Below are 24620 nucleotides of genomic sequence, written 5' to 3'. Positions count from 1 at the left end.
CACCTCGCGTCGATGCTTTGCCCTATCCTGAAAGATTCCGAGCGGGTACGCCAAGCTCCCTTCGGGACGGAGTTGCCAACGCTTGCCAACGGCTCACCCCGGGGGGCGAGGTCTCGCCTTCGCGCCCGTGAACCAGGTAGAGCACACTGCGTCCCGCGAGCCAGCGGTCGAGCCGCCCGGCGATGCGCTCGGCGAGCGCTGGGTCAAGCCCGGCGAAGGGCTCGTCGAGGATCACCAGACCGGGGTCGCGCAGCAGCAGCCGCGCCAAGGCCAGGCGCCGGGCCTGACCGCCGGAGAGTCGCCGGCCGCCCTCGCCCACCCGAGTCTCGAGTTCGCGGGACAGGCCCTCGGCCCAGTCGGCCAGTTCCACCGTCGCCAGCACCGACCAGAGTCGCGCCTCGTCGGCGTCCGGATCGGCGAGGCGCAGGTTGGCCGCCAGGCTGTCGTCGAACAGCTCGGTCAGCTGGGTCAGACAGGCCACCCGCGCCGTCAGGCTGTCCGGGGTGAGGCGGGCCAGCGACGTGTCAGCGAGACGCACCGCGCCGGCATCCGGCACGAGTTGGCCGGTCAGCAGCGCCGCCAGGCTGGATTTGCCGGCCCCCGAGGCGCCGTGCAGACCCAGGCGCTCCCCCGCGGCCAGGTGCAGGCTGAAGTCCTCGAACACCGGCGCGAGCGCCCCTGGATAGCGCAGCGAGATCCCCGCCAGATCGACAGCGAGCGGCCCCTCGGGTAGCCGCGCCGGCGCCGCGGACGACGCCGCGCGGCGGGCGTCGCGCAGGGCGTTGAGCCGCTGCGCCGCGGCCAGGGTGGCGCCGGCCTGGGTGAAGGCCAACGGCAGGGCCGCGACGGCCTCGTTCAGCGCCAGCACCGCCAGGGGCATCATCACCATGACCGGTCCGGACAGCGCCCCGGCCTGCCAGGCCAAGGCGCCGAGCCAGAAGGTAGCCAGCCAGGCCAGGCCTACCGCCAAGCCGGCCAGAGCCGACCCCAGGGCGGCGGCCAGCCCTAGCCGGCGCTGATCGGCCTGCAACCGCGCCTCGATGGCCGTAAGCCGGCGACGCTGGGTGGCCAGAGTGCCGTAGGCCTCGAGCTCGGCGAGCCCCTGGAGCCCTTCGACGGCGACCCCGCGCAACCGCTCCAGCTCGGCCACCCGCCGGCGACTGGCCGCCAGGCCGAGACGCGCCTGGCCCAGGGTCAGCCATAGCCAAGCCCCACCCAGCAGGCCGACTACGGCGAGCCCGACGGCCGGGAACCACAGCGCAAGGAAGGTCCCCAGACCGAGGATCGCCACCAGCGCCACCCCGGCCGGGGCCAGCAGGCGCAGGAAGAGGCTGTCTAGGGTGTCGATGTCGGTGGTCAGGCGATTGAGCCAGTCGCTGGCCCGACGATGGGCGAGCGTCGCCGCATCGAGGCCGGCCAGAATCGCGAACATCCGGCCGCGCAGGTCGGCGAGCAGGCGCAACACGGTGTCATGGTTGTAGAGACGCTCCAGGTAGCGCGCCACCGTGCGGGTCAGCGCGAAGGCCCGGATGCCGCCGCCCGGCACATAGACGTCCAGGGTCAGCGCGCCACCGGCGGCCAGGGCGATGCCGGCGAGCCCCGTCGCGGTGATAAACCAGCCGGATAGCGCCAGCAGGCCGAGCGCCGCCGCGATCGCCAGGGCCATCAGGGCGGCGCCGCCCAGCAACCGTCCCCGGCGCCGTCCCATCAGCGACAGCCAGGGGGCCAGGGTGGCGAGGGGCCCCACGCGTTCAGCCATGATCCACCTCCGCCAGGAGACCATCGCGGAGCCTGAGATGGCGGTCGGCGATCGCCAGGGGGGCGGACTGGTGGCTGGCGATCACCAGGGTGCGGCCCTCGGCGGCCAGCGCCCCCAGGGCCTCGAGCACCGCCGCCTCGCTGGCGGCATCCATGCTGGCGGTGGGCTCGTCGAGCAGCACCAGTTCTGCCCTCGACAGGAAGATCCGGGCCAGGGCCAGGCGCTGGGCCTGGCCCCCGGAGAGTCCCGCCCCGCGCTCGCCGAGCCGCGTCTCGAGCCCCGCCGGCAGCGTCGCGATCAGCTCGCCCAGGCCCACGGCGGAAAGCGCTCGGTGCAGGGCCGCCGCGTCGGCCTCGGGGGCGGCCAGGCGCAGGTTATCGGCCAGGCTGCCATGGATCAGCAGGGGACGCTGATCCATCCAGGCGAAGGAAGCGTCTCGGGCCAGGCGCCGCTTGCCGGATTCGGGGGCGACGAAGCCCGCCAGCAGCTGCAGCAGGGTCGACTTACCGGCCCCGGAGGGACCGCTCAGCGCCAGAATCTCTCCCCGGGCGAGCACCAGGTCCAGCGGCCCCAGCACCCGGCCGCGCTCCGGATGGACGACCGTCACCGCTTCGAGCTCGGCCAACACGCCGGCCGCATCAGGCGCCGCGACGGCGCCGACGGGCCGTCGCGGGGTCTCGTCGAGCAGCGCCACCATGCCCTCGGCCGCGCCCAGGGCCGCGGCCCGGTCGTGGTAGTGCTGGGCGAGGCTGCGCAACGGCTGGAAGAACTCCGGCGCGAACAGCAGCACCAAAAGCCCGGAGAACAGCGTCAGCTCGTCGGCCGGCCCGAAGGTGATATAGCCAAGCAGGCCGAAGCCCACGTAGATGGCCACCACGGCGATGGCCACGGCGGCGAAGAACTCGAGTACCGCCGAGGACAAAAAGGCCAGACGCAGGGTACGCAGGCTGCGCCGTCGGTAGTCGTCGGCGACGGCCTGCACCTCCCGGGTGGCATCCGCGGTGCGACCGAACAGCTGCAGGGTGGCGATGCCCCGAACGCGGTCGATGAAGTGTCGCGAGAGCCGGGCCACGGCATCGAACTGCTGCTGGTTGAGGCGCTGCGCGCCCATCCCCACCAGGGCCATGAACAGCGGGATCAAGGGCGCCGACAGCAGCAGGAAGAGCGCGGCTAGCCAGTCGAGCCAGGCCACCACGACCACCACCAGCAGCGGCAGGGCCAGGGCCAGGTTGCGCTGCGGCAGGAAGCGCGCCACGTAGCCGTCCAAGGCCTCGACCTGGTCGACCAGCCGGTTGGCCAGGCTGGCACTGTGATGGCCGGTGAGCCCCACCGGCCCCAGCCGGGCCAGGTGGTCGAGCAGCTCGGCCCGGGCCCGGCGGCGCAGGCGCAGGCTGGCGGCAAGCCCCGCCGTTTCCTGGCCCCACTGCGCCAGGGCGCGGACCATGATCAGGGCCGCGAGCCCCGCGAATGCGGGGGCCAAATCGGCGAGCGGACGACCCTCGACCAGCAATGCCGCCACCAGCCAGGCCAGCAGGGACAGCTGGGCCAGGGTCAGCGCCCCCGCCGCAAGGCCGCACACCACGGCCAGGCCGAGCCGACCACGTTCCCGCCGGGTCAGGCGAGCCAGCCAGGCCCGCGCGGTCAATGCCCCGGCCACGGCCTCAGTGATACCCCTCGCCCTCGCGGACCTTGCCGCGGAAGATCCAGTAGGTCCAGGCGGTATAGGCCAGCACGATGGGGATCACGAACAGCATGCCGAGCAGCAGGAAGAGTTGGGACTCCGGCGCCGAGGCGGCGTCCCAGAGGGTGTAGTCCGGCGGCACGATCACCGGCCACTTGCTGGCCACCAGGCCCAGGTAGGTGAAGACGAAGAGCCCCAGGGTGGCGACGAAGGGCTGGCCCTCGCGGCGTTCCTGGACCGACCGCCACAGCCAAGCCGCGCTGGCCAGTGCCAGCACCGGGAAGACCCACAGCAGGTGCAGGTGACCGAACCAGCGGTCGCGTACCGTCGCATCGATGAAGGGCGTCCACAGGCTGATCAGGCCGAACACCGCCAGCACCGCGAGCAGCAGCCGCGGCGCCAGGCGGTAGGCCCATTCCTGGGTATGCCCCTCGCTCTTCATGATCAGCCAGGTGGCGCCCAGCAGCGCATAGCCGGCCATCAGGCCCAGGCCGGTCAGCACCGTGAAGGGTGACAGCCAGTCCAGGGGACCGCCGACATAGACGAAGTCCTCCACGGCGAAGCCCTGGATATAGGTGCCCACGACCGCGCCCTGGGCGAAGGCGGCCACCGCCGAGCCCCAGCAGAAGGCGCGGTTCCACCAGCGGCGGTTGCGGTGGGACTTGAAGCGGAATTCGAAGGCGATGCCGCGGAAGATCAGCCCGGCCAGCATCAGGAAGACGCCGATGTAGAGCGCCGGCAAAAACACCGAATAGACCAGCGGGAAGGCCGCCAGCAGGCCGGCCCCGCCCAGCACCAGCCAGGTCTCGTTACCGTCCCAGACCGGCGCCACCGAGTTCATCATCACGTCCCGGCTGCCCTCGTCCGGGGCGAAGGGGAACAGGATCCCCACCCCCAAGTCGAAGCCATCCATCAGCACGTACATGATCACGCCGAAGCCGATGATGATGGCCCAGATCAACGACAGATCGAACATTTCCATGGGTCAGCTCCTCCCCGGTTGGCTGGTGGCATCATCGAAAGACACGTGGGCGGCGGAGAAGGGCCGCTTGGGCCGCTCGACCTCGTCCTCGTGGGGAGACTCGGGCAGCATGCCCTGGCGCACCACCCGAGTTAGGTAGAGGATGCCGGCCCAGAACACCACGGCGTACACCAGGCCATAGCCGACCAGGGTGAACAGCGCCATGCCGCCGGTTAGCGATGGGGTGAGGCCCTCGGCATGGGTCATCAGCCCATAGACCAGCCAGGGGGCCCGGCCGGTCTCGGTGACGAACCAGCCGGCGAGCACCGCCAGGAAGGGGGTCACCGTCATCACCCGCATCAGCTGCAGGTAGCCACGATGGTCATAGAGCCGGCCCTTGACCCGCAACCAGAGGCCGGCGACGGCCACGCCGATCATCAAGAAGCCTATGGCCACCATGAGCCGGAACGACCAGAACACGATCCATACCGGGGGCTGTTCCTCCAGGGGCACCGCGCTGACGCCGGGCACCTCGCCGTCCAGATGGTGGGTCAGGATCAGGCTGGCCAACTTGGGGATGCCGATCTCGAGATGGTTCTCCTGGGCGGCCTGATCGGGCCAGGCGAAGAGCAGCAGGGGCGCGCCCGCCTGCGTCTCCCAGTTGCCCTCCATGGCCGCGACCTTGGTCGGCTGATGCTCCAGGGTGTTGAGGCCATGGAAATCCCCCACCACCGCCTGGGTCGGCGCCAGCACCAGCAGCAGCCACAGACACATGGAGAAGGCCTTGCGATTGGCCTCGACGTCGCGACCGAGCAGCAGGTACCAGGCGCTCACGCCGGCCACCACGAAGCCCCCGGTGAGAAACGAGGCCAGCACCATATGAGTGAAACGATAGGGGAAGGAAGGGTTGAAGATCGCCGCCGACCAGGAGGTCACGTGGAAGCGCCCGTCGATCAACTCCATCCCTGCCGGCGTATGCATCCAGCTGTTGGCGGCCAGGATCCAGAACGACGAGATGAAGGTGCCGATGGCCACCATGATCGAGGCGAAGAGATGCACGCCCTGGGGCACCTTGCCGCGGCCGAACAGCAGCACGCCGAGGAAGGCCGCCTCCAGGAAGAAGGCCGTGACCACCTCATAGCTGAGCATCGGCCCCAGGTAGTTCGCGGCCGCCAGCGAGAAGTTGCTCCAGTTGGTGCCGAACTGGAAGGACATGACGATGCCCGAAACCACGCCCATGCCGAACACCACGGCGAAGACGCGGGTCCAGAAGATCGCCAGGCGTTCCCAGGCAGGGTTCTCGGTGCGATAGAAGAGGCCGTTGAGCACGGCGATGTAGGACGCCAACCCGATGGTGAACACCGGGAAGATGGCATGGAAGGACACCACGAAGGCGAATTGCAGTCGCGACAACAGCAGGGGATCAAGCTCCATGAGACACTCCTCGGTCCTGCGGGCAATGGGACAAGGATGCGCCGGGCACTGGCCGTGCTCTTGTGCGTGGGGCGCTCCCGCGCCCTGCCGCATTCTTCCCTAGTCAAGGAACAGCCTAGACGCTGGCGGTACTCCGAAGGATGGTCTTCGAAAAATAACCAGACTGAATAAGCTAATAACTTTTAAACTCCCATCATACCCCTTGGACGTGCCATCGTGGACGTCCGGCCGGCCGACGTCCCTGTGTCGCGTTGTCGCAGCGGCCTTCCTCAGGCCGTGGCCGAGCCCACCACCAGGCTGATCATGAAGCCGATGTAGCCGATGTACATGGCCAGCAGGGTACCCCCCTCGAGGCGGTTGATGCGCCCTTCCCGGCCTCGCCAGCCCATGGCGAAGACCACCATCAGCGCGGTCATGGCGGTCATCAGGCTCCAGTCGCGCAGCAGCACCTCGCGGCCGGCGTCGATGGGCGCGATCACCGCCGCGAGCCCCACCACGCCCAGGGTGTTGAAGAGGTTGGAGCCCACCACGTTACCCAGCACCAGGTCATGCTCGCCCCGGCGCAGGGCGCTGATCGACGACGCCAGCTCGGGGAGCGAGGTACCCACCGCCACCACCGTCAGGCCGATGATCAGGTCGCTGACACCGAAGCTCTGGGCGATGGCCACCGCCCCCCACACCAGCAGCCGCGAACTGGCCACCAGCAGCACCAGGCCGAGCGCCGTCCAGCCCAGGGCGACACGCAACGACATGGGATGCGCCGCCAGGTCGGTCTCGGTGTCCGACGACAGCGGATCCTCCCCGGTGCGCAGCCCCTGGATGACACTCACCACCATGAAGCCCGCCAGCACGACCAACAGCAGGATGCCCTCGAGGCGGACGATCCCGTCGCCGAGCAGCAGCAGCGCCGACAGCAGCGTCACCCCGCCGAGCACCGGCAGCTCGCGACGGATCACGCCGGAGTGCACCGCCAGCGGCGAGACCAGCGCCACCAGCCCGAGGATCAGGCCGATATTGGCGATGTTCGAGCCGTAGGCGTTGCCCAGCGCCAGGCCCGGGTTGCCCTGACTCGCGGCGATGGCCGAGACCACCAGCTCCGGCGCCGAGGTGCCGAAACCGATCACCAGCATGCCGATCAACAGCGGCGAGAGTCCGAGGCGGGCGGAGGTCGCCGCCGCTCCGTCGACGAAGCGCTCGGCGCTCCATACCAGCAGGATTAACCCTGCCACCACCGCCAGTACGGGAAGGACCATGTCATCTCCTCGAGGTCTGTGCAGGATGCGCATGGTTGACTATGGTGACCCCGACGTCAACGTGTCACACTCGCCTCGGCGCGCTCAACGACGTTACAGGAGGATGGCATCGCGGTGCCCAGGCCTGCCCTACCCGCACATCTCTTACCCCCTGGGGCGCCCCGGGTGGATCGCTCGCCCCCCGAGGCCCGCACCTCGCGCCGGCGGCTGCGAGCCTGCCACGAATGCGACTGGCTGGTGGCTCTGCCGCCCCTGAGTGGCGGCGAGAAGGCAGACTGCCCTCGCTGCGGCCATACCCTGGTTACCCGCCATCACAGCCCGGCTCAGCGCAGCATGGCGCTGGCCCTGTCGGCACTGATCGCCCTGGGGCTGGCCGTGACCTTCCCCTTTATCAGCTTCAGCGTCAGCGGTATCGGCAACCGCATCGAGCTCACCCAGACCGCCACCACCCTGATCGGCTTCCACCAGCCCGTGGTGGCCACTGCGGTCATCCTCACCATCGTGGTCCTGCCGGCGGTTTACCTGGCCGGGGTGATCTGGTTGCAGCTGGGCCTGCTGCGGGAGGCACCGCTGCCGGGAAGTCGCGGGATCGCCCGCTCACTGACCCACCTGCACCCCTGGATGATGGCCGACGTGTTCATCGTGGGCGCCCTGGTCAGCCTGATCAAGATCGCCGGCATGGCCCAGGTCGAGCTGGGCATTGCCTTCTGGGCCTTCTGCGCCTTCGCCCTGCTGCTGCTCTTGACGACCCAGTCCCTGGATGCCGACTGGATGTGGTTCTCCTTGGCCGGCGAACCCTTGGCCCCGGAGGGGGTCCGTACCGGCGAGCCTGCGGCCCCCCAGGGGCTGACAGGCTGCCCGACCTGCGGCCTGGTCAACCGATTCGACGACACCGGGCACGGTAGCTGTCGACGCTGCCACGAGCGCCTTCATGCGCGGCTGCCGCACAGCCAGCAACGCACCTGGGCACTCCTCGCCGCTAGCGCGGTAATGTACGTGCCCGCCAACCTGTACCCGATCATGACCACCACCAGCCTGGGCGATCGCCAGCCCTCCACCATCCTCGGCGGCATCGTGGAGCTGATCCAGATGGGCTCCTGGCCGGTGGCCCTGGTGATCTTCGTGGCCAGCGTGATCGTGCCGGTGGGCAAGCTGATCGCCCTGGCCTGGCTCTGCCTGGTGGCACGACGCAGCAGCGAGCTCAACGCCGCGACCCGTACCCGGCTCTACCGCCTGACCGATTTCATCGGACGCTGGTCGATGGTAGATGTCTTCGTGGTGGCCATCCTGGTCGCCCTGATTCGCGCCGGCGCCCTACTGTCGATTCTCCCGGGGCCGGCAGCACTGGCCTTCGGCAGCGTGGTGGTGCTCACCATGCTGGCCGCCATGTCCTTCGACCCGCGATTGCTCTGGGATGCACCGCTTCCGCCTCGCTCTGCCCAAGGGAATGCCTCATGACCGACGCCCCGCCGACGCCCTCCCCGCAGAGGGCCAGGGCCACGTCCCAGGCCCGCCTGTCACCGATCTGGATCGTCCCGCTCGTGGCGCTGCTGATCGGCGCCTGGCTGGTTTATGACACCTACCGCAGCCGTGGCCCCCAGATCACCCTGACCATGACCAATGCCGAAGGCATCGAGGCCGGCAGCACCTTGATCAAGACCCGCAGCGTCGAGGTCGGTCGAGTCGAGCAGGTGACCCTCTCCGATGACCTCTCCCGGGCGGTGATCACCGCACGCATGCGTCCCGATACCGAGGACATGCTGGTCGAGGACAGTCTCTTCTGGGTAGTCAAGCCACGCATCGGGCGCGAGGGGATCAGCGGGCTGGGGACCGTCCTCTCGGGCGCCTTCATCCAGCTGTCACCCGGCGAGAGCGAGGTCGAGGCCCGGGAATTCGCGGTCAGCGAGCACCCCCCAGTGGCGCCCGCCGGCAGCGAGGGGCTGCGCATCAACCTGATCAGCCAGCTCGGCAACTCGCTGAACGTGGGCGACCCGGTGACCTTCCAGGGCTTCATTGTGGGTCGCGTCGAGGAAGCCAACTTCGATGTTGAGACGCGTCGCATGCACCACCGCATCTTCATCGAGAGTCCCTACCATAGCCTGGTGACCGAAAACACCCGCTTCTGGACCGCCAGTGGCTTCGATCTGCGGGTGGATTCGCAAGGCTTCCGCGCCAACCTGGAATCCGTGGAGGTGCTGCTCGGTGGCGGGGTCACCTTCGGTGTGCCCGAGGATCTGATGCGCGGCCAACCCGTCGAGGCGGATGCCACCTTCGAGCTCTATCCGGATGAGGATAGTGCTCGCCAGGGGACGTTCAACCGTTATCTGGAATACGTGCTGCTGGTGGAGGACTCCGTGCGCGACCTCAACCGCGGCGCCCCGGTGGAATTCCGCGGTGTACGCATCGGCACCGTGGCCGCGGTACCCTGGAACTTCACCGCTCCCCAGTCGGACTCGCGTTCGAACTTCGCCATTCCGGTGCTGCTGCGTATCGAACCCCAACGCCTGGGCATCGACAACCAGGACCTGGATATCGACGAATGGCGGGAGCGTTTCGCTCGCCTCTTCGACAGGGGCCTGCGCGCCTCCCTGAAGACCGGCAACCTGATCACCGGCATGATGTTCGTCGATCTCAACTTCCATCGCGACCTGGCCGGAGAGCATGAGGCGGAGACCTTCGTCGAGCGTTCGGTCTTTCCCTATGCCTCGGGCGGTTTCGCCCAGATCGAGAGCCAGGTCACCGACCTGCTCGCCAAGCTCAACGGACTGCAGGTGGAGCCCCTGTTGGCCGGCCTGAATCGCAACCTCGCGGCCTCGGAAGCCATGCTCGTCGAGGTGCGGGAGCTTACCGACAGCGTCCGCGCCCTGCTCGACGACCCGAGCACCCGCGAACTGCCCCGGAATCTCAATGCCACCCTGGCGTCGCTACGCGACACCCTGGAGGGCCTCTCCCCCCAGTCAAGCGCCTACCGTGACCTCTCCGCTACCCTGTCACAGCTCGAGCGCCTGCTGCGCGACCTGCAGCCGCTGGCCCGAACGCTGGGCGACAATCCCCGGGCCCTGCTGTTCGACAGCCTCGACGGAGGCGACCCGGTGCCGCGGGCCCCTGACGCCCCTCAAGGAGGAATCCGTCCATGACGTTGCGCGCTCCCGTGCTGGCACTCCTGCTCTCGACATGGCTTGCCGGCTGCGTCACCGAGACGGCCCCCACCAGCCGCTACGCCCTGCCGGACACGACCAACGCCACAGCGCCGGTGGCCGGTGCCGCGGCCACGTATCGACTGGTGGTCAGTGCCCCCGAGCTGGCGCGCTTTCTGGACGTCGAGGGCATCATCCTGCAACTCGACGACATCACCCTCAACGAGGCCCAGCGCCATCAGTGGGCCTCCCCCCTGGGGCAGCAGCTCGCCCGCGGAATGCGCCGCCGCCTCGCCGTGAGACTGCCCGACACGCGGGTGATGGACCGAGCAGAGCCCGCCGGCACCGGAGCATCACCATCGCTGACCCTGCATCTGGAAGTCGACCGCTTCCATGGCCGCTTCGACGGCCAGGCCGTGGCCGGCGGCCAGTGGCAGCTGCGCAATGCCGACGGTCGCCTGGTGGCGCTCTCACCCTTCACGGTCACTACCGAACTCGACGCCGACGGCTATCCGGCCCTGGTCCGTGCCCTGGGAGAGAGCTGGGACAAGGTCGCGGACGAGATTGCTGATGCCATCGAGAAGCTGCGCTAAGCCCCGCGCTATGGCACAATGCCCACACGCGGCGATCGCGGGTCCCGCCTGCCGCGCCAGAATCCTTTTTCACGTCCCGGCCCGGGACTGACCACGTCACGACACGACATGGCGCGACCGGGGCGTTCCTGCGGAGACCGCATGACCTTTTCCGACCTCGGCCTGCGTGCCGAACTGCTGCGTGCCGTCGAGGCACAGGGCTACACCACCCCGACCCCGATCCAGCGCCAGGCCATCCCGGCCGTCCTTCAGGGTGGTGACCTGCTGGCCAGTGCCCAGACCGGCACCGGCAAGACCGCCGGCTTCACCCTGCCGATGCTCCAGCGCCTGGCCAACGGCCGGCGCCCGGCCAAGCGCCAGGTCCGTGCTCTGGTGTTGACCCCGACCCGCGAACTCGCTGCCCAAGTGGGAGAGAGTGTGGCCGACTATGGCCGCCACCTGACCCTGCGCTCTCACGTGATCTTCGGCGGTGTCGGCCAGCAGCCCCAAGTGGACGCTATTCGTCCTGGACTGGATGTGCTGGTGGCGACGCCCGGTCGTCTGCTGGATCTGCACCAGCAGCAGCATGTCGACCTGTCGAAAGTCGAGATTCTGGTCCTCGACGAGGCCGACCGCATGCTCGACATGGGTTTCATCCACGACATCAAGAAGATCCTTCGCCTGCTGCCCGAGAAGCGTCAGAACCTGCTGTTCTCGGCGACCTTTTCCAACGAGATTCAGGCGCTGGCCGGCAAGCTGCTCGACGACCCGGCGATGATCGAGGTGGCGCGTCGCAACACCACCGCCGAGCTCGTCGACCAGGCGATCTACCGCGTCGACCGCGAGAAAAAACGCGACCTGCTGGCCCACCTGATCATCGCGCACGACTGGCAGCAGGTGCTGGTGTTCACCCGTACCAAGCACGGCGCCAATCGCCTGGCCGAGCAGCTGTCCAAGCAGGACATCCCGGCCATGGCGATCCACGGCAACAAGAGCCAGTCGGCGCGCACCAAGGCCCTGGCCGCCTTCAAGACCGGCGACCTGCAGGTGCTGGTGGCGACCGATATCGCCGCCCGGGGCCTGGACATCAACGAGTTGCCCCACGTGGTCAACTTCGAGTTGCCCAACGTGGCCGAGGACTATGTCCACCGCATCGGCCGCACCGGCCGCGCCGGCAGCGAGGGCAAGGCGGTCTCGCTGGTCTGCGTCGACGAGCATGGCCTGCTCAAAGGCATCGAGCGGCTGATCAAGCGCGATCTGGAGAAGCGCATCGAACCGGGCTTCGAGCCCGACCCCAACGCCAAGCCGGAGCCGATCGAAAACGGCCGCAACCGGCGCGGCGGCGGCCGCAGCGGTCAGGGCCAGCGACGCCAGGCACAGGCCACCGGACAGCGCCACGGCGCCGACGAGAACCGCGCTCCCCGACGGCGTCGTGGCCGCGGGGGGCAGCGTCAGGCCTGAGGCCCGACTGGCGGTTCATGTCGCGGGATGCGAACATGACCGCCCTCTGAACGCTTATATCACTCCCGACCCCCTCAGGAAGGCCCATGGAGTCCACCGAACTGATCGCCGAGTACCGTCGCTGGCGTCGCTTCCAGCACCAGGCCCAGCTGGACCGTGAGCACCGTGCCGCCAGCCAGCGTCTCGAGACCTCGAAGGTCTCCGCGACCCGCATGACCGAGGCCTATCGCAGCATGGCCGGCAAGGCGGCCGCCGAGGGCGCCTGCTATCGTACCCTGTTTTTGCGCGATCATGACGGCACGGCGCTGGCCTGCGAAGGCTGGCTGTTCGTGCGCCGGGTCCTGGCCGAGGGGGGCTCGACCCGTGTGCGCGCCACCCTGCTCGAGACCTTCAACCTCGCGTCGGGCTACCTTGAGCCCGGCCATCATCCGGCCGAGAAACTCACCCTGGAGATCTTCGACCAGCTGACGCTCGAGCGCGGTATGTCCAGCGTCGTGCGGGTCGACCGTATCGATGACGCGCATGATACCCGCTTCATCACCCTCCTCGACACGGTGCGCGGTGACCTTCGCGCCCACCTGGGCTGATCCGCCATGCTAGGCAGACTGTTCGCCAAGCCACCGGTCGGGGTCTGGGTCATCAAGCAGGTCGACAGCGACCTGCTGCACCTCTGCGGTCAGGGGACCCTCGCCTCTCGACAGAGACGCCGGGGGCTCAAGAAGGCACTCGCCCACCGCCAGTACCGGGGTGGCGTACGGATGGGCCACAGCGGGATCGTATTGAACGCCCGCCTGTTCGCGGCCCTGGTGCCCCTCGACGACCTGGAGCTGCTTCCTGACGGGGGTGCCCGCTGGCAGGGCCGGACCTGGCGCGTGGCCGAGGTCCCCCAGCGCTGCTGGGCCTTCGAGGGACGGCTGGTCGCCCAGCCGGGACTGGGTGGCCGCCTAATGAGCGTCGAGGACGTCTCCGCCATCGCCCGGCGGGTCAACCGGTCGTCTCTCTCCCCCCCCGGGCGGGTCGAGTTCCGCCCCGCCAACGCGCTGGAGGATCCCCTTCGACCCGCCCGGCCGCGAGAAGACCGCCCCACGCCATCCAGTGCCCGTGAAAGCCAGCGTGACGACGAGCTCTCCTGAAGCGGGCCATCGCCTTGCGCTGAGCCCCTTGCCCTTCGTCCTGCTGATGGTTCTGGTCGCGCTCAATCTGCGCCCGGCGCTGTCGTCACTGGCTCCGCTGCTGGCGCGAATCCAGCAGGAGACCGGTCTATCGGCCATGGCCATCGGCACGCTGACCACCCTGCCGGTACTCTGCCTGGGCCTCTTCGCCCCCCTGGCCCCCTGGCTGTCACGCCGCCTCGGCGCGGAAATGACCCTTTCCCTGGCGCTGGCCGTGCTCACCACGGGGCTCTTGCTGCGGGGGCTTGCCACGCCGACCTGGCTGCTCGCTGGCACGCTGCTGGTCGGGGCCGCCATCGGCATCGCCGGCACCCTGCTCCCCGCCCTGGTCAAGCGAGAGCTCCCGGCCGGCGCCGATCTGGTCACCGGCGTCTACACCATGGCCCTGTGCCTGGGGGGCGCCCTCGGTGCCGGCCTCAGCATCCCGCTGGCCGGGACACTGGGCGGTTGGCCGGTCAGCCTGGCGAGTTGGTCCACCCTGGCCCTGCTGGCCCTGCTCGCCTGGACCCTGCTGATGCCTCGGGGCCCCGCCGTCGCGTCCTCGCCGAGCGAGCGCGGCGGGACCCTCGCCCTGCTGCGCCACCCCCTGGCCTGGCAGGTGATGCTCTACATGGGCACCCAGTCGTCGCTGGCCTACATCGTGTTCGGCTGGCTGCCCACCCTGCTCGTCGCCCGGGGCTACGCGGAAAGCGAGGCCGGCTGGCTGATGGGCATGTCGGTGATGGTCCAGCTCGTCTCGGCACTGGCCGCGCCATGGCTCGCCCGGCTGGGTCGGGACCAGCGCCCGGCGCTGCTGATCGTGCTGGCCTGTACCGCCGGAGGCCTGTGGCTGCTGTTGCTGGGGCCGTCTGCCTGGCGCTGGGCCGGCGTGGTGATGCTGGGCCTGGGCCAGGGCGGCAGTTTCAGCCTGGCACTGACCTTGATCGTGCTGCGAAGTGCCGACTCACGGCTGGCCGGCCGGCTGTCGGGCCTGGCCCAGGGCGGCGGCTACAGCCTGGCGGCCCTGGGGCCATTGGGCGTAGGAGTGATGCTCGAACTCAAGCTGGACCTTGCCGCCATCACCCTGGTACTGCTCGCCATCGTCGCCCTGGCGGCGGGACTGGCCTTACTGGCTGGCCGCGATCGCCGGCTCGAGACCAACGCCGGGGGGGCGCTGGTCACCCGGATCGCGCCCTGATGCAACGTCGGTGGGCCTGGAAGACGTGGCTCCTGCCGATTTTATCATGAATCCCTCACGGCGGCCGCCGATACCCTCAGGAGCCAGCATGTCCTCAGGAACCACACCCGACGCCTCCGTGTTGGTGGTCTATGCCGGCGGCACCCTGGGCATGGAAGCGGGCCCCGAAGGGCTGGCCCCGGGCACCGATATCGAAGCGCGACTGCGCCAGGCACTGGCCATCCTGCCACCGGCCCACCAGGCCCGTCTGCCCGGCTTCCGGGTGCTCGACGTCGGCGAGCCCATCGACTCCAGCAGTGCCACGCCACGGGACTGGCAGCGGATCGCCGCCCTGATCAGTGCCCGTTATCGGCATCATGCCGGCATCGTGGTGATCCATGGTACCGATACCCTGGCCTGGACCGCCTCCAGCCTGGCCTTCCAATTGCAGGGCATCGACCGGCCTGTGGTGCTGACCGGTGCCATGCAACCGCTGGAGGCGCCCTGCAGCGATGCCCTGGCCAACGTCGAGATGGCGCTACGCTTCGCCGCCGACCCCCGGCTGCAGGAGGTGGCGATCTGCTTCGCCGGTCGGCTATTGCGTGGCTGTCGCACTCGCAAGTGGCATACCCGGGACGCCGGCGCCTTCGTCAGCCCCAACCATCCCCTGCTCGGCGAGCGCGTGGGCGACGATGCCGTGCTCTATCCCGGCCGCGGACTGGAGCGCCAGCAGCGCGGGGCACCGCGTTTCGAGTTGCCTGACTACACCGCCCTGGGCGAGGGCGGCGTGGTGCGGATCGTCCTCTGGCCGGGGCTTCAGCCCTGGCTGCTGGAGGCCTGGCTGCTGGATGATCGTGTCCAGGGTGCCCTGATGGAGGTCTGGGGCGCCGGCAACCTGCCGGATGATCCGGCCCTGGTCGGCGTGCTGGCCCGTGCCAGCGGCGAGGGCAAGCTGATGGCCGCCATCAGCCAGTGTCCACACGGCCACGTGGCCATGGAGACGTATGCCACCGGTCGCGGCCTGATGGATGCCGGAGTGCTCGCCGGTGACGACATGACCCCCGAGGCGGCCTGGACCAAGCTGCTGCACCTGCTGGCGCAACCCCTGGGGGAGGCCGAGCGACGTCGACGCTTTCTGACACCGCTGGTCGGCGAGCGTTGACCGGGCTTGAGCACTCAAACGACCCGAATGGCTACAGTGAGAATGTCTCGACCCTCGCGAGGAGTGCCCGCATGGAACATCCTGATCACCCCTTCACCGAACTCTTCGAGCAGCTCGGCCTCGCCTCGGATCCGGCCGCGATCCAGCGATTCATCGAACGCAATTCGCCGATCCCCGAGGACGTGGCGCTCCCCGACGCGCCCTGCTGGAACGAGGGCCAGGCCGAGTTCCTGCGGGAAGCCATCGAGGATGATGCCGACTGGGCGGAGGTGGTCGACCACCTCAATACCTCGTTGCGCAAGTCCTGAACCACCGGGCGGTGCCTTCAGAGCCGCGCCTCGACCCGCTCCAGGATCTGTCGACTGACCCGTCCCACCAGCGGCCTGGCCGCCTTGTTGACCGCCTTCTCCAGCAGGCGATTATGGATGGTGTAGGTCAGGGTCAGGGCCACCTTGGTGCCCTCCTCCACCGGCGTCAGGCGATAGCAGCCGTGATTCTCCACGCCGGCCAGCGACTCCCAGGCCAACAGCTCCGGTGCTCGACGCTCGGTGATGGCCACATCGAAGGTCCAGTCGCGCCCGACCACGTGGACGTGCCAACGATAGCGATTATCGCCCAGCGGCTCGACGGCATGGACCAGGTCGGAATAATCGGTGAAGTCCTCGACTCGCTCGAGCAGGGCGAAGACCCGCTCGGGGGGCGCCTTGAGGATGGTGCTATGTTCGATGGTGCCCATGGGCTCCCCTTGGTCCGGCTGTCGATACCACGATGTCGGCCACGGCGGCTCCTGTCCAGCCGCCGCGCTCACTCAGAGGTCACGCATCAGCAGCGCGAATTCGATGCGTGAGGCCTCGATTGCCTCACCGGGCACCGGAATACGGACCACGTGGCCGGAGCCAGGCGCCGCCCCGACCGACTCGCCGCGACGGTTCTCGATGTGCTCCAGGGTGAAGCGGCGGTTGCCACCGGGCAGCATCAGCTCCATGCCGTCACCCACCTCGAAGCGGTTCTTGACGTCGATCTCCAGCACGCCGCGATCGGGGTCGTAGCCGGTCACCTCGCCGACGAACTGCTGGTGCACGCCCACCGAGTTGCCTTGCTCGTAGTTCTGGTACTCATCATGGACATGGCGGCGATAGAAGCCTTCCGTATAGCCACGGTTGGCCAGGTTGTCGAGCTCGTCCATCAAGTGCATGTCGAAGGGCCGACCGGCCACGGCGTCATCGATGGCACGGCGATAGACTTGGGCGGTGCGGGCCACATAGTAATGGGACTTGGTGCGCCCCTCGATCTTCAGGGAGGTCACGCCCATCTCGGTGAGCCGGGGCACATGCTGCACCGCACGCAGGTCTTTGGAGTTCATGATGTAGGTGCCATGCTCGTCCTCGAAGACCGGCATCAGCTCGCCGGGGCGGGTGCGATCCTCGATCAGCGCCGAGAGCTCGTCCTGGCCCTCGGTACCGCCTGCGGTCGCGGTACTCTCCATCGTGTTAACCACTTGGGCGCTGCCCCCGGCGGAGGCGATCATACCGCCTTGTTCAGGGGTCCAGATGCCGCTTCCCGCATGGGCGCGGGCCGAGTTGGCCGGCACCAGGTCGCCGGTCTCGTCGTGGGCGGCGGCCACGGTGTTGTACTTCCAGCGACAGGCATTGGTGCAGGTGCCCTGATTGGGGTCGCGATGGTTGAAGTAGCCGGACAGCAGGCAGCGACCTGAGTAGGCGATGCACAAGGCGCCATGGACGAAGGTCTCGATCTCCAGCTCCGGACACTCGGCGCGGATCTCGGCAATCTCGGCAAGCGACAACTCCCGGGACAGGATGATGCGGCTGATGCCCTGCTGCTGCCAGAACCGGGCCGCCGCGTAGTTGACCACGTTGGACTGCACCGAGAGGTGGATGACCTGGTCCGGCCAGCGCTCGCGAATCATCATGATCAGACCCGGGTCGGACATGATCAGCGCATCGGGCCTAGCCTCGATGACCGGTTCCATGTCGCGCAGGTAGGTCTTGAGCTTGCTGTTATGGGGCGCGATGTTTGAGGCCACATAGAACTGCTTGCCCCGCTCATGGGCATATGCAATGCCCTTGTGGAGGTTGTCGAGCTTGAAGTCATTGTTGCGCACGCGCAGCGAGTAGCGCGGCTGGCCGGCATAGACCGCATCCGCGCCGTAGGCGAAGGCGTAGCGCATGTTCTTGAACGTCCCCGCCGGGGAGAGCAGTTCGGGAGCTTGCATGGAGGTCACCGTTGTCAGGACGATGGCGCGCGAAGGCGCAGGAAGTGAAGGGGAACGGAGTATAACAGCGCCGAGCGCCGAGCGCCGAGCGCCGAGCGCCGAGCGCCGAGCGCCGAGCGCCAAGGGGCAAGGGGCAAGGGGCAAGGGGCAAGGGGCAAGCCAGCTTGGCGCCTGTCCCGCTGCTCAAGTACACTAGGTGGTCTCCCGGACCGGACCCCGGTTAAGCAAATTCTCCGCCCCACAGGTATCTCATGTCGCATCCCTCTTCGCCGGCCACCGTGGTGATCTACTCCGGTGGCATGGACTCCTATACCGTGCTGCACCGCGCCCTGCGTGAGGACCGTGAGGTCCACGCCCTGTCCTTCGACTACGGCCAGCGCCATGTCCGCGAGTTGGACGTGGCCCGCCGGGTCTGTCGCGATCTCGGCGTGCCCCACCAAGTGATCAACCTCGGCGCCATCCATGACCTGATCGACGCCTCGGCGCTCACCGATACCCGCCGCGAGATGCCCGACGCCGACTATGCCGAGGCCAACCTCCAGGATACCGTGGTCCCGAATCGCAACATGATCCTGCTGTCGCTGGCCATCGCCAAGGCGGTGAACATCGGCGCGGATCGCGTCGACTACGGTGCCCACGGCGGCGACCACGTGCTCTACCCCGACTGCCGTCCCGCCTTCGTCGAGGCCATGCAGGCCGTGGCCGGACTCGCTCACTTCACGCCGATCGAGATCCATGCGCCCTACCTACATGCCGGCAAGGCGGCGATCCTTGCCGAGGGTCTGGCCATGGGGCTCGACTACGCCGATACCTGGACCTGCTATCTCGGCGAGGCGCTAGCCTGCGGGCGTTGCGGCAGCTGCCGCGAACGATTGGCGGCCTTCACCGCCAACGGCGTCACCGACCCGCTCGCCTACGAGGACACTGGCAATGTATAGCGTCAAGGAGGCCTTCTACTCGCTGCAGGGCGAAGGCGGTCAGGCCGGGCGGGCCAGCGTCTTCTGCCGTTTCGCCGGCTGCAACCTCTGGTCGGGTCGCGAGGGGCACCGCGCCACAGCGGCCTGCCGCTTCTGCGATACCGACTTCATCGGCACCGACGGCCAGCACGGCGGTCGATTCGGCGATGCCGAGGCCCTCGCCGCTCACCTCACGGCGCTGTGGCCCGATCAGGAGGGGGTGGCGACCCCGTATGTGGTCTTCACCGGCGGCGAGCCGCTGCTGCAGCTCGACACGGCACTGATCGACGCCCTGCACCGCCGCGGGTTCGAGGTCGCGGTGGAGACCAACGGCACCCTGCCCGCCCCTGACGGTATCGACTGGCTGTGCGTCAGCCCCAAGGGGGACAATGCCCTGGCCATCACCGCCGGTGACGAGCTCAAGCTGGTCCATCCGCAGCCCGATGCCCCGCCGGAGCGCTTCGCCAGGCTCGATTTCCGGCACTTCTTTCTGCAGCCCATGGACACCGCCCCGCTGGGCCGGGCCGGCACGACCCTGACGGAAACCGTGGCCTACTGCCTGGCTCACCCCCGGTGGCGCCTGTCACTGCAGACCCACAAGATCGCGGGGATCGACTGATGACCCTTTTCGTCAACCGACTCACTCACCTCGACGTGTCGCTCTGGTGTCCGCAGCGGGGCCTGGTCGGCGCCAGCTGGCAGGTCGACGCGGAGCTCGACGGCGAACTCGGCAAGGACGGCATGCTGTTCGACTTCGGCGAGGTGAAGCCCTGGATCAAGTCGCGGCTCGATAGTGGCCTCGACCACACCCTGCTGGTGCCTACCATGGCCCCTGACGTCAGCGTGCAAGAGTGTGCCGAGGGGCTGTGCATCCGCACCGCATCCCCCTACCCGTTGGAGGTGCGTGGCCCGCGCCAGGCGTTCACCCTGCTGTCCTGGGCGGCGATCACGCCCGAGCGGCTCGCCATGCATCTGGCCAATGAGCTCTCGCGCCGCCCCCCGCCGCGGGTCACCGATATCCGCCTGGCCCTGTACGAGGAGGCCATCGAGGACGCCGCCTACACCTACGGCCACGGCCTCAAGCACCATGCCGGCAACTGCCAGCGCATTGCCCACGGCCACCGCTCGCGTCTGCACATCTGGCAGGCAGGGGAGCGCCAGCCGGCCCTAGAGGCCGAGTGGGCCGACTGGCTGGCCGACCGCTACCTGGTGGACGCGGCGGATATCGTCGAGGATGACGAGCCCGGCTTTCGCGACCGGCTCACCAGCCGTTACCACGCCGAGCAGGGGCACTTCTTCATCCGACTCCCGCGCAGCCGCTGCGCGGTGCTACCAACGCCCACCACCGTGGAGCATATCGCCGCCTGGCTGGCCGGCGAGATCGCCGAGAGGACGGGGAAGGTCACCCGAGTCCAGGCCTTCGAGGGCATCGACAAGGGCGCCATCGCCGAGGCCCGGCCATGACCCAGCCACCAGCCCCATCCCACGAAGCGGCCGGCTGTCGCCCGGGCTGTGGCGCCTGCTGCATCGCCCCCTCGATCAGCTCGCCGATTCCCGGCATGCCCGGAGGCAAGCCGGCCGGGATCCGCTGCGTCCAGCTCAACGACGCCAACCTCTGCCGGCTGTTCGGGGAGCCGCACCGCCCGGCGGTATGCGAACGCTTCACCTATGACCCGGCCCTGTGCGGCATACACCGTGACCAGGCGCTTGAGCGCATCACGGCCCTCGAGCTGGACACCTGATTAGGCGTCGGCGGTACTCGGCAGACGCTTGTCGAGCAGGGTGCGCCAGCGCACCAGCACGGGGGCATCGCTGAGGCTGACTTCACTCAGCAGGGCACGGAAGTCCGCTCTGGCAGCTTCGTCCCGCGGGTCGATAAGCATCAGCCAGAGTTCCAGCGCCCCCAGCTGCTGGTGCAGGTTGCCATCATCCCGGGCGTGATTCAGGGCCTGCTCGGCGAGGGCACGCACCTTCTCACGGGAATGGCCCAGTCGGTGACGGACACGCGCCAGCTGGATCGACAGTTCCGGGACGAACAGGGTGGTGCGCTCCCGAGCGATCAGCAGGCATTGGTCCAGGTAGTCCTCGGCCCGGTCGAGCCGGTCCAGGGCGATACACGCATCCACGTACCACAGGTCCGGACGCTGATAGGGGTCGCGCCCGGTCATCTCGGAAAGCTCTTCGCGGGCGGTCTCGATGAGGGCCAGGCCCTCGCCATCACCGGACAGGGCCCGCTGCCAGCCCAGCACGCTGCGGCTCGCCATCTGCCACAGGTGCAGGTCTGCCGTGCCGGTCAGCTCGAAGGCGCGTTCCGCCCGCATGTGGGCCAGATGCACGTGGCCCAGCTGCCGATAGAGCGCCGCGGCATACATCAGCGCCATGGCCAGGCTGCCCGGGTGATTGATGCGCTCGGCGAGCCGAATCGCCGACTCGACCTGCTGCTCCGCGCGCTGATAGTCGCCGCGCAGACACATTGCCCAGGCCTGGAAGCAGGCCGCGGCGACTTGGGGATGATCGGAGAACGGCAGCCATTCGATCATCATGGACGCATTGAGCGGGTCGATCTCCTCCAGATGATCGTAGGCCTGGGGCACACGGCCGGCCCAGTATTCGCAGCTGGCTCGGGCATAGTCGGCCAGGCGCCGATAGCGTGGATCCTCGAGGCGTGCGGCCAGGTTCGCCAGGCGGGACGCCAGGTGGAAGGCATCCGCATGCGCATGGCGCTGGCTGCACCCCACCCAGAGCCCCCACTTCACGAGGAAGGCCTGCTCGAGGTCGGCACCCTCGGCCGACTCGGGCCCGAGACGAGCCAACAGCTCACGCGCCTTGACGAAGCTCTCGTGGGCCGTCGGCGACCCGTGCCCCTCGAGGGCGAAGGCGGCCTGTCCGCGCACCGTGTGCAGACTGATCTCGCGCTCGTCCGGCGCGTCCACATGCCGCAGGCTGGCCAGGCCGAAGTCGGCCATCTTCAGCGCCGTACGGTTGGCGCTGACCTTGAGCGCTTCGCGAGCCGCCAGCTCGAAATAGCGTGCGCCGCGGGCATGCTGGCCACTGCGCCGCAGGTGGGTGGCAAAGTCCCCGGGATGGCGACTGATCCACACCGGGAAGTGCTCCTCGATCAGGCTCACCACCTGGCGATGGATATCGACCCGCACGTCACGCGGGCAGGAGAGGTAGGCGGCCTCCTGCAGCAGCTGGTGAGTGAACTGATAGGCACGTCCCCCTGCCTCGTCGTCGGCCGGTTCGATGATCTCCAGGCGTTGCATCTGCTCGAGGGCCGACATCAGGCGCGGCATCTCCCAACCACTGCACTCGATGAGGAAGTCGAGGCGGAAACTCCGGCCCAGCACCGCCGCCACATGGGCGACCTCGCGATCGCCGTCGAGCTGATCGATGCGGCTCGCCAGCAGGCCGAGCAGCCCCCGGGGCAGCTCATCGAGCTGAACCCCGCGCCCCTCTCGCCGGCCCATGTCGACCCGGCGGCAGATCTCCTGGAGATACAGCGGCACGCCATCGCAACGCTCGATGATCTGGCCGCGCAGGCGCGGACTCAGGTGGATGCGATAGCGACGTGCCAACTGGGAGAGCAGCCGCGAGGACTGGATGGCATCGAGGCGCCCCAGGGTGATCTGCTCATCCCAGTGCAGCCGCACGGGCAAGGCTTCTCGCCCGTGATGGCTGGCCACCAGCAGGAAGGGGCAGTTGATTGGCAGACGCGCCTGGAGACCGGCGAGCACCTTGAAGGAGGGCTCGTCGAGCCACTGCAGGTCATCGATCATCACCACCAGGGGGCGCTCATGCGTCAGTCCATCGATCAGCCGGTGCATCAGCCCCACCACCAGCTTCACGGCTTCGCCGCTCTGGGTCAGCACTGCCACCTCGCGGGTCTCCTGGACGCCGAGCGCTTCCTCCAGCAGCTGGCGAGACGCCTCGTCGTCACCAGGGAACTCGAGGGCATCGAGCAGCCGCGTGAGTCGCGTCGCCTCGAGCTCTCCGCCCAGGTGCCAGCGCAGCAGCTGGCGGGCCACGCCATAGGGTTCCTGGACCGACAGGCGGGTCGTCGGCTGCCAGCAGATCGCCGCCTCACGGCTCTGCTCGAGCTGGCGGAAGCCGACCAGCAGCGCCGACTTGCCGAGGCCAGAGGGGCCTCGTACCAGCACGCTCTGGCGCAGTCCGATCCCGGCTCTCGCCAGTGCATCGCGCAGGGTGCGCAGCGCGGCCTCACGCCCGACGAGACTGGGCGGCAATGCCTCGCGGGCGCCTTGATGGCTGCCCAACACCAGGGCCCGGAGGCGTATCCGGCCATCGCTGGCCACCAGCCGTGAGGAGAGGCGTGGCTGCAGGTCCAGGGCCGGGGGCATGTGCTGACTGGCCTCCTGGGAGATCACCAGCTCGCTTCCCTCGGCCGCGCCCATCAGCTCCAGCGCCCCTTGGGTGACCTGACCCAGCGGGTCGACGAGATGACGCTCGGGCAGGTAGATCACCCGGCCACTGTTGAGGCCGGCAGCCAGGGCGATGCACGGCAGCTCCCCTTCCCCGCTCCAGTGACGGCGGGACGCCTCGGGCAGCACGCGGCGGCAGTGTTCATAGAGCGCCACCAGCTCGGCCAGCTGATGGGCCGGACCATGGGTGCCGAAACAGGCCAGCCCAAGACCACCGGTGGCCCCCGGTAACCAGAAGCCCCCCAGGTGATGGCACTGCTGCTCCAGCCAGCGCATCAGCTCGATCTGCAGGCTTAGACAAGCCCGGGTCTCGCCACGCGAGGAGAGGTCTCCCTCCAGGGTCAGGCGGATCGCCATCACCGACAGCTGGCGTTGCTCGATTTCGTCCTCGCGCAGCGGTGGGCTGTCGGCCGTCAGGGCCCGCGAGAAGGCACCACTGGGGCCGACCCCATGGCTGTCGGGCTGCCCGTCCGACCAGTAGCGGGCCAGTTGCAGAAAGCCCGGGTCAGGCTGCTGACCGGTCAGGGCCAGCAACTGGAGATAGGCATTGTACTGCTCGTGGGCCGCGGCCAGCTGCCCCTGCTCGGCCAACTGGCGCACCAGCCGCTCGTGGAAGGGGCCATAGCCGGAGAAGCGGCTGACCAGCGCCTCGAGCAGCGCATCCGGCAACGACGGCTGATCCTCCAGCACGTTCTCGGCGAAGCGGATGACCCGCTGACGCCACTCGTTGCGGACCTGGACGAGCCAGCGCTGGAATTCCGAGCAGGCATTCAGCTGAAGCTCCTCGACCATGTCCCCCCCGTAGCAGTCGAGCACCGCCCTGAGGGTATCGACGGTCGCCTCCCCTTCGAGCAGGGCCTGCAGCTCGTGGAGATCGAAGCGCCAGCACTCGGGAAGCCGGAAGGCGATGGTCTGACGCGACACCGACAGCACCCGGTCGGCCTCTCCCCCCAGTGACTGGCGCAGGCAGTGCAGGGCATGACGCAGGTTGGTGCGTCCGGACGACAACCCTTGGTCGGGCCACAGCAGCTCGGCCAGGGTGGCCCGGTTCACCGGCTGGTCGTGCAGCAACAGATAGACCAGCAGCGCCTTGACCTTGTCGTAGCTGAACTGGGTCAAGGCCACATCGCCCAGAGTGAGCGAAAAATGGCCGAAGAGCGCCAGGTGGTCCCGGTCTTGGTGAAGTTCGGCGTCGGAGGCGTCCCGCATGGTGCTCGTTCCTGCGTGGCGGATGCCCCGGC

Annotated in this window: 21 protein-coding genes; 13 read left to right on the top strand and 8 right to left on the bottom strand. The window is 68.6% G+C overall.

Annotation, left to right across the window (positions count from 1 at the left end; genetic code table 11):
• Positions 1-22 precede the first annotated feature (22 nt).
• The 5 genes from cydC to FHR94_RS01185 all read right to left on the bottom strand — a co-directional run bounded on the left by cydC (position 23) and on the right by FHR94_RS01185 (position 7088).
• Positions 23-1759 carry a thiol reductant ABC exporter subunit CydC gene (gene cydC / locus FHR94_RS01205; protein ID WP_246389773.1) on the bottom strand — a complete coding sequence of 579 codons (1737 nt, stop codon included), beginning with the start codon at positions 1757-1759 and terminating at the stop codon, positions 23-25.
• Entirely contained in the window at positions 1752-3416 is a 1665-nt protein-coding gene (cydD, locus tag FHR94_RS01200) for a thiol reductant ABC exporter subunit CydD (RefSeq protein ID WP_183323702.1), read from the bottom strand. The genes cydC and cydD overlap by 8 nt, the downstream gene beginning before the upstream one ends.
• A gap of 4 nt (positions 3417-3420) precedes the next feature.
• Positions 3421-4422 (bottom strand): cytochrome d ubiquinol oxidase subunit II, encoded by a 1002-nt coding sequence (gene cydB, locus FHR94_RS01195; RefSeq protein WP_183323700.1) that lies wholly within the window; start codon positions 4420-4422, stop codon positions 3421-3423.
• 3 nt (positions 4423-4425) lie between these two features.
• Positions 4426-5835, bottom strand: a complete 1410-nt coding sequence (locus FHR94_RS01190) for a cytochrome ubiquinol oxidase subunit I (protein WP_183323698.1) — start codon at positions 5833-5835, stop codon at positions 4426-4428.
• A 269-nt stretch (positions 5836-6104) separates the two neighbouring features.
• The gene (locus FHR94_RS01185) at positions 6105-7088 is read right to left on the bottom strand and encodes a calcium/sodium antiporter (RefSeq protein WP_183323696.1); all 984 of its coding nucleotides are present in this window, start codon (positions 7086-7088) and stop codon (positions 6105-6107) included.
• Between the two features lie 165 nt (positions 7089-7253).
• Between FHR94_RS01185 and FHR94_RS01180 the strand changes: the two genes are divergently transcribed.
• The 9 genes from FHR94_RS01180 to FHR94_RS01140 all read left to right on the top strand — a co-directional run bounded on the left by FHR94_RS01180 (position 7254) and on the right by FHR94_RS01140 (position 16056).
• Positions 7254-8546, top strand: coding sequence for a PqiA/YebS family transporter subunit (locus FHR94_RS01180; protein WP_343064619.1), 1293 nt, complete (start codon positions 7254-7256; stop codon positions 8544-8546).
• A complete protein-coding gene (pqiB, locus tag FHR94_RS01175) occupies positions 8543-10225 on the top strand; it encodes an intermembrane transport protein PqiB (protein ID WP_183323692.1) in 1683 nt (560 codons plus the stop codon). Before FHR94_RS01180 ends, pqiB begins: the two co-directional genes overlap by 4 nt.
• Positions 10222-10818, top strand: coding sequence for a PqiC family protein (locus FHR94_RS01170; RefSeq protein WP_183323690.1), 597 nt, complete (start codon positions 10222-10224; stop codon positions 10816-10818). The genes pqiB and FHR94_RS01170 overlap by 4 nt, the downstream gene beginning before the upstream one ends.
• Positions 10819-10959: 141 nt before the next feature.
• On the top strand, positions 10960-12258 hold the full coding sequence (locus tag FHR94_RS01165; RefSeq protein WP_183323688.1) for a DEAD/DEAH box helicase: 1299 nt from the start codon (positions 10960-10962) through the stop codon (positions 12256-12258).
• A gap of 86 nt (positions 12259-12344) precedes the next feature.
• Positions 12345-12845 carry a hypothetical protein gene (locus FHR94_RS01160; protein WP_183323687.1) on the top strand — a complete coding sequence of 167 codons (501 nt, stop codon included), beginning with the start codon at positions 12345-12347 and terminating at the stop codon, positions 12843-12845.
• Positions 12846-12851: 6 nt separating this feature from the next.
• Entirely contained in the window at positions 12852-13391 is a 540-nt protein-coding gene (locus FHR94_RS01155) for a hypothetical protein (protein ID WP_183323685.1), read from the top strand.
• Complete coding sequence (locus FHR94_RS01150; RefSeq protein ID WP_425485341.1) at positions 13372-14607, top strand: MFS transporter; 1236 nt, start codon at positions 13372-13374, stop codon at positions 14605-14607. Before FHR94_RS01155 ends, FHR94_RS01150 begins: the two co-directional genes overlap by 20 nt.
• Before the next feature lie 88 nt (positions 14608-14695).
• The gene (locus FHR94_RS01145) at positions 14696-15748 is read left to right on the top strand and encodes an asparaginase (protein ID WP_183323683.1); all 1053 of its coding nucleotides are present in this window, start codon (positions 14696-14698) and stop codon (positions 15746-15748) included.
• A gap of 71 nt (positions 15749-15819) precedes the next feature.
• Positions 15820-16056, top strand: a complete 237-nt coding sequence (locus FHR94_RS01140) for a DUF2789 domain-containing protein (protein WP_183323681.1) — start codon at positions 15820-15822, stop codon at positions 16054-16056.
• Between the two features lie 17 nt (positions 16057-16073).
• Here the strand turns inward: FHR94_RS01140 and FHR94_RS01135 are convergent, their stop codons facing one another.
• Together FHR94_RS01135 and trhP are read right to left on the bottom strand one after the other, a co-directional pair.
• Entirely contained in the window at positions 16074-16484 is a 411-nt protein-coding gene (locus FHR94_RS01135) for an SRPBCC family protein (protein WP_183323679.1), read from the bottom strand.
• A gap of 72 nt (positions 16485-16556) precedes the next feature.
• Entirely contained in the window at positions 16557-17981 is a 1425-nt protein-coding gene (gene trhP / locus FHR94_RS01130) for a prephenate-dependent tRNA uridine(34) hydroxylase TrhP (protein WP_183323677.1), read from the bottom strand.
• A 251-nt stretch (positions 17982-18232) separates the two neighbouring features.
• On the opposite strand from trhP, the gene queC reads away from it, so the two are divergent.
• The 4 genes from queC to FHR94_RS01110 are packed head-to-tail and all read left to right on the top strand — an operon-like array spanning position 18233 to position 20679.
• Positions 18233-18919, top strand: coding sequence for a 7-cyano-7-deazaguanine synthase QueC (gene queC, locus FHR94_RS01125; RefSeq protein ID WP_183323675.1), 687 nt, complete (start codon positions 18233-18235; stop codon positions 18917-18919).
• Positions 18912-19556 (top strand): 7-carboxy-7-deazaguanine synthase, encoded by a 645-nt coding sequence (gene queE, locus FHR94_RS01120; RefSeq protein WP_183323673.1) that lies wholly within the window; start codon positions 18912-18914, stop codon positions 19554-19556. Before queC ends, queE begins: the two co-directional genes overlap by 8 nt.
• Complete coding sequence (locus FHR94_RS01115; RefSeq protein ID WP_183323671.1) at positions 19556-20401, top strand: 6-carboxytetrahydropterin synthase; 846 nt, start codon at positions 19556-19558, stop codon at positions 20399-20401. The genes queE and FHR94_RS01115 overlap by 1 nt, the downstream gene beginning before the upstream one ends.
• Positions 20398-20679, top strand: a complete 282-nt coding sequence (locus FHR94_RS01110) for a YkgJ family cysteine cluster protein (RefSeq protein ID WP_183323669.1) — start codon at positions 20398-20400, stop codon at positions 20677-20679. The genes FHR94_RS01115 and FHR94_RS01110 overlap by 4 nt, the downstream gene beginning before the upstream one ends.
• On the opposite strand, the gene FHR94_RS01105 is transcribed toward FHR94_RS01110, so the two are convergent.
• Complete coding sequence (locus tag FHR94_RS01105; protein WP_183323667.1) at positions 20680-24588, bottom strand: ATP-binding protein; 3909 nt, start codon at positions 24586-24588, stop codon at positions 20680-20682.
• Positions 24589-24620 lie beyond the last annotated feature (32 nt).

Origin of the sequence: Halomonas cerina (genome assembly GCF_014192215.1) — a bacterium.
Classification (GTDB): domain Bacteria; phylum Pseudomonadota; class Gammaproteobacteria; order Pseudomonadales; family Halomonadaceae; genus Halomonas; species Halomonas cerina.
The sequence above is the reverse complement of the archived record's forward strand: the minus strand, read 5'-3'. Positions and strand labels throughout refer to the sequence as shown.

Coding starts and splice junctions, on each gene's coding strand:
- FHR94_RS01165 (WP_183323688.1), top strand. CDS start 10,960: ATGACCTTTTCCGACCTCGGCCTGCGTGCCGAACTGCTGCGTGCCGTC.
- cydB (WP_183323700.1), bottom strand. CDS start 4,422: ATGGAAATGTTCGATCTGTCGTTGATCTGGGCCATCATCATCGGCTTC.
- FHR94_RS01170 (WP_183323690.1), top strand. CDS start 10,222: ATGACGTTGCGCGCTCCCGTGCTGGCACTCCTGCTCTCGACATGGCTT.
- FHR94_RS01190 (WP_183323698.1), bottom strand. CDS start 5,835: ATGGAGCTTGATCCCCTGCTGTTGTCGCGACTGCAATTCGCCTTCGTG.
- FHR94_RS01135 (WP_183323679.1), bottom strand. CDS start 16,484: ATGGGCACCATCGAACATAGCACCATCCTCAAGGCGCCCCCCGAGCGG.
- FHR94_RS01155 (WP_183323685.1), top strand. CDS start 12,852: ATGCTAGGCAGACTGTTCGCCAAGCCACCGGTCGGGGTCTGGGTCATC.
- trhP (WP_183323677.1), bottom strand. CDS start 17,981: ATGCAAGCTCCCGAACTGCTCTCCCCGGCGGGGACGTTCAAGAACATG.
- FHR94_RS01140 (WP_183323681.1), top strand. CDS start 15,820: ATGGAACATCCTGATCACCCCTTCACCGAACTCTTCGAGCAGCTCGGC.
- FHR94_RS01110 (WP_183323669.1), top strand. CDS start 20,398: ATGACCCAGCCACCAGCCCCATCCCACGAAGCGGCCGGCTGTCGCCCG.
- FHR94_RS01185 (WP_183323696.1), bottom strand. CDS start 7,088: ATGGTCCTTCCCGTACTGGCGGTGGTGGCAGGGTTAATCCTGCTGGTA.
- queE (WP_183323673.1), top strand. CDS start 18,912: ATGTATAGCGTCAAGGAGGCCTTCTACTCGCTGCAGGGCGAAGGCGGT.
- pqiB (WP_183323692.1), top strand. CDS start 8,543: ATGACCGACGCCCCGCCGACGCCCTCCCCGCAGAGGGCCAGGGCCACG.
- FHR94_RS01115 (WP_183323671.1), top strand. CDS start 19,556: ATGACCCTTTTCGTCAACCGACTCACTCACCTCGACGTGTCGCTCTGG.
- FHR94_RS01145 (WP_183323683.1), top strand. CDS start 14,696: ATGTCCTCAGGAACCACACCCGACGCCTCCGTGTTGGTGGTCTATGCC.
- queC (WP_183323675.1), top strand. CDS start 18,233: ATGTCGCATCCCTCTTCGCCGGCCACCGTGGTGATCTACTCCGGTGGC.
- FHR94_RS01160 (WP_183323687.1), top strand. CDS start 12,345: ATGGAGTCCACCGAACTGATCGCCGAGTACCGTCGCTGGCGTCGCTTC.
- cydC (WP_246389773.1), bottom strand. CDS start 1,759: ATGGCTGAACGCGTGGGGCCCCTCGCCACCCTGGCCCCCTGGCTGTCG.
- FHR94_RS01105 (WP_183323667.1), bottom strand. CDS start 24,588: ATGCGGGACGCCTCCGACGCCGAACTTCACCAAGACCGGGACCACCTG.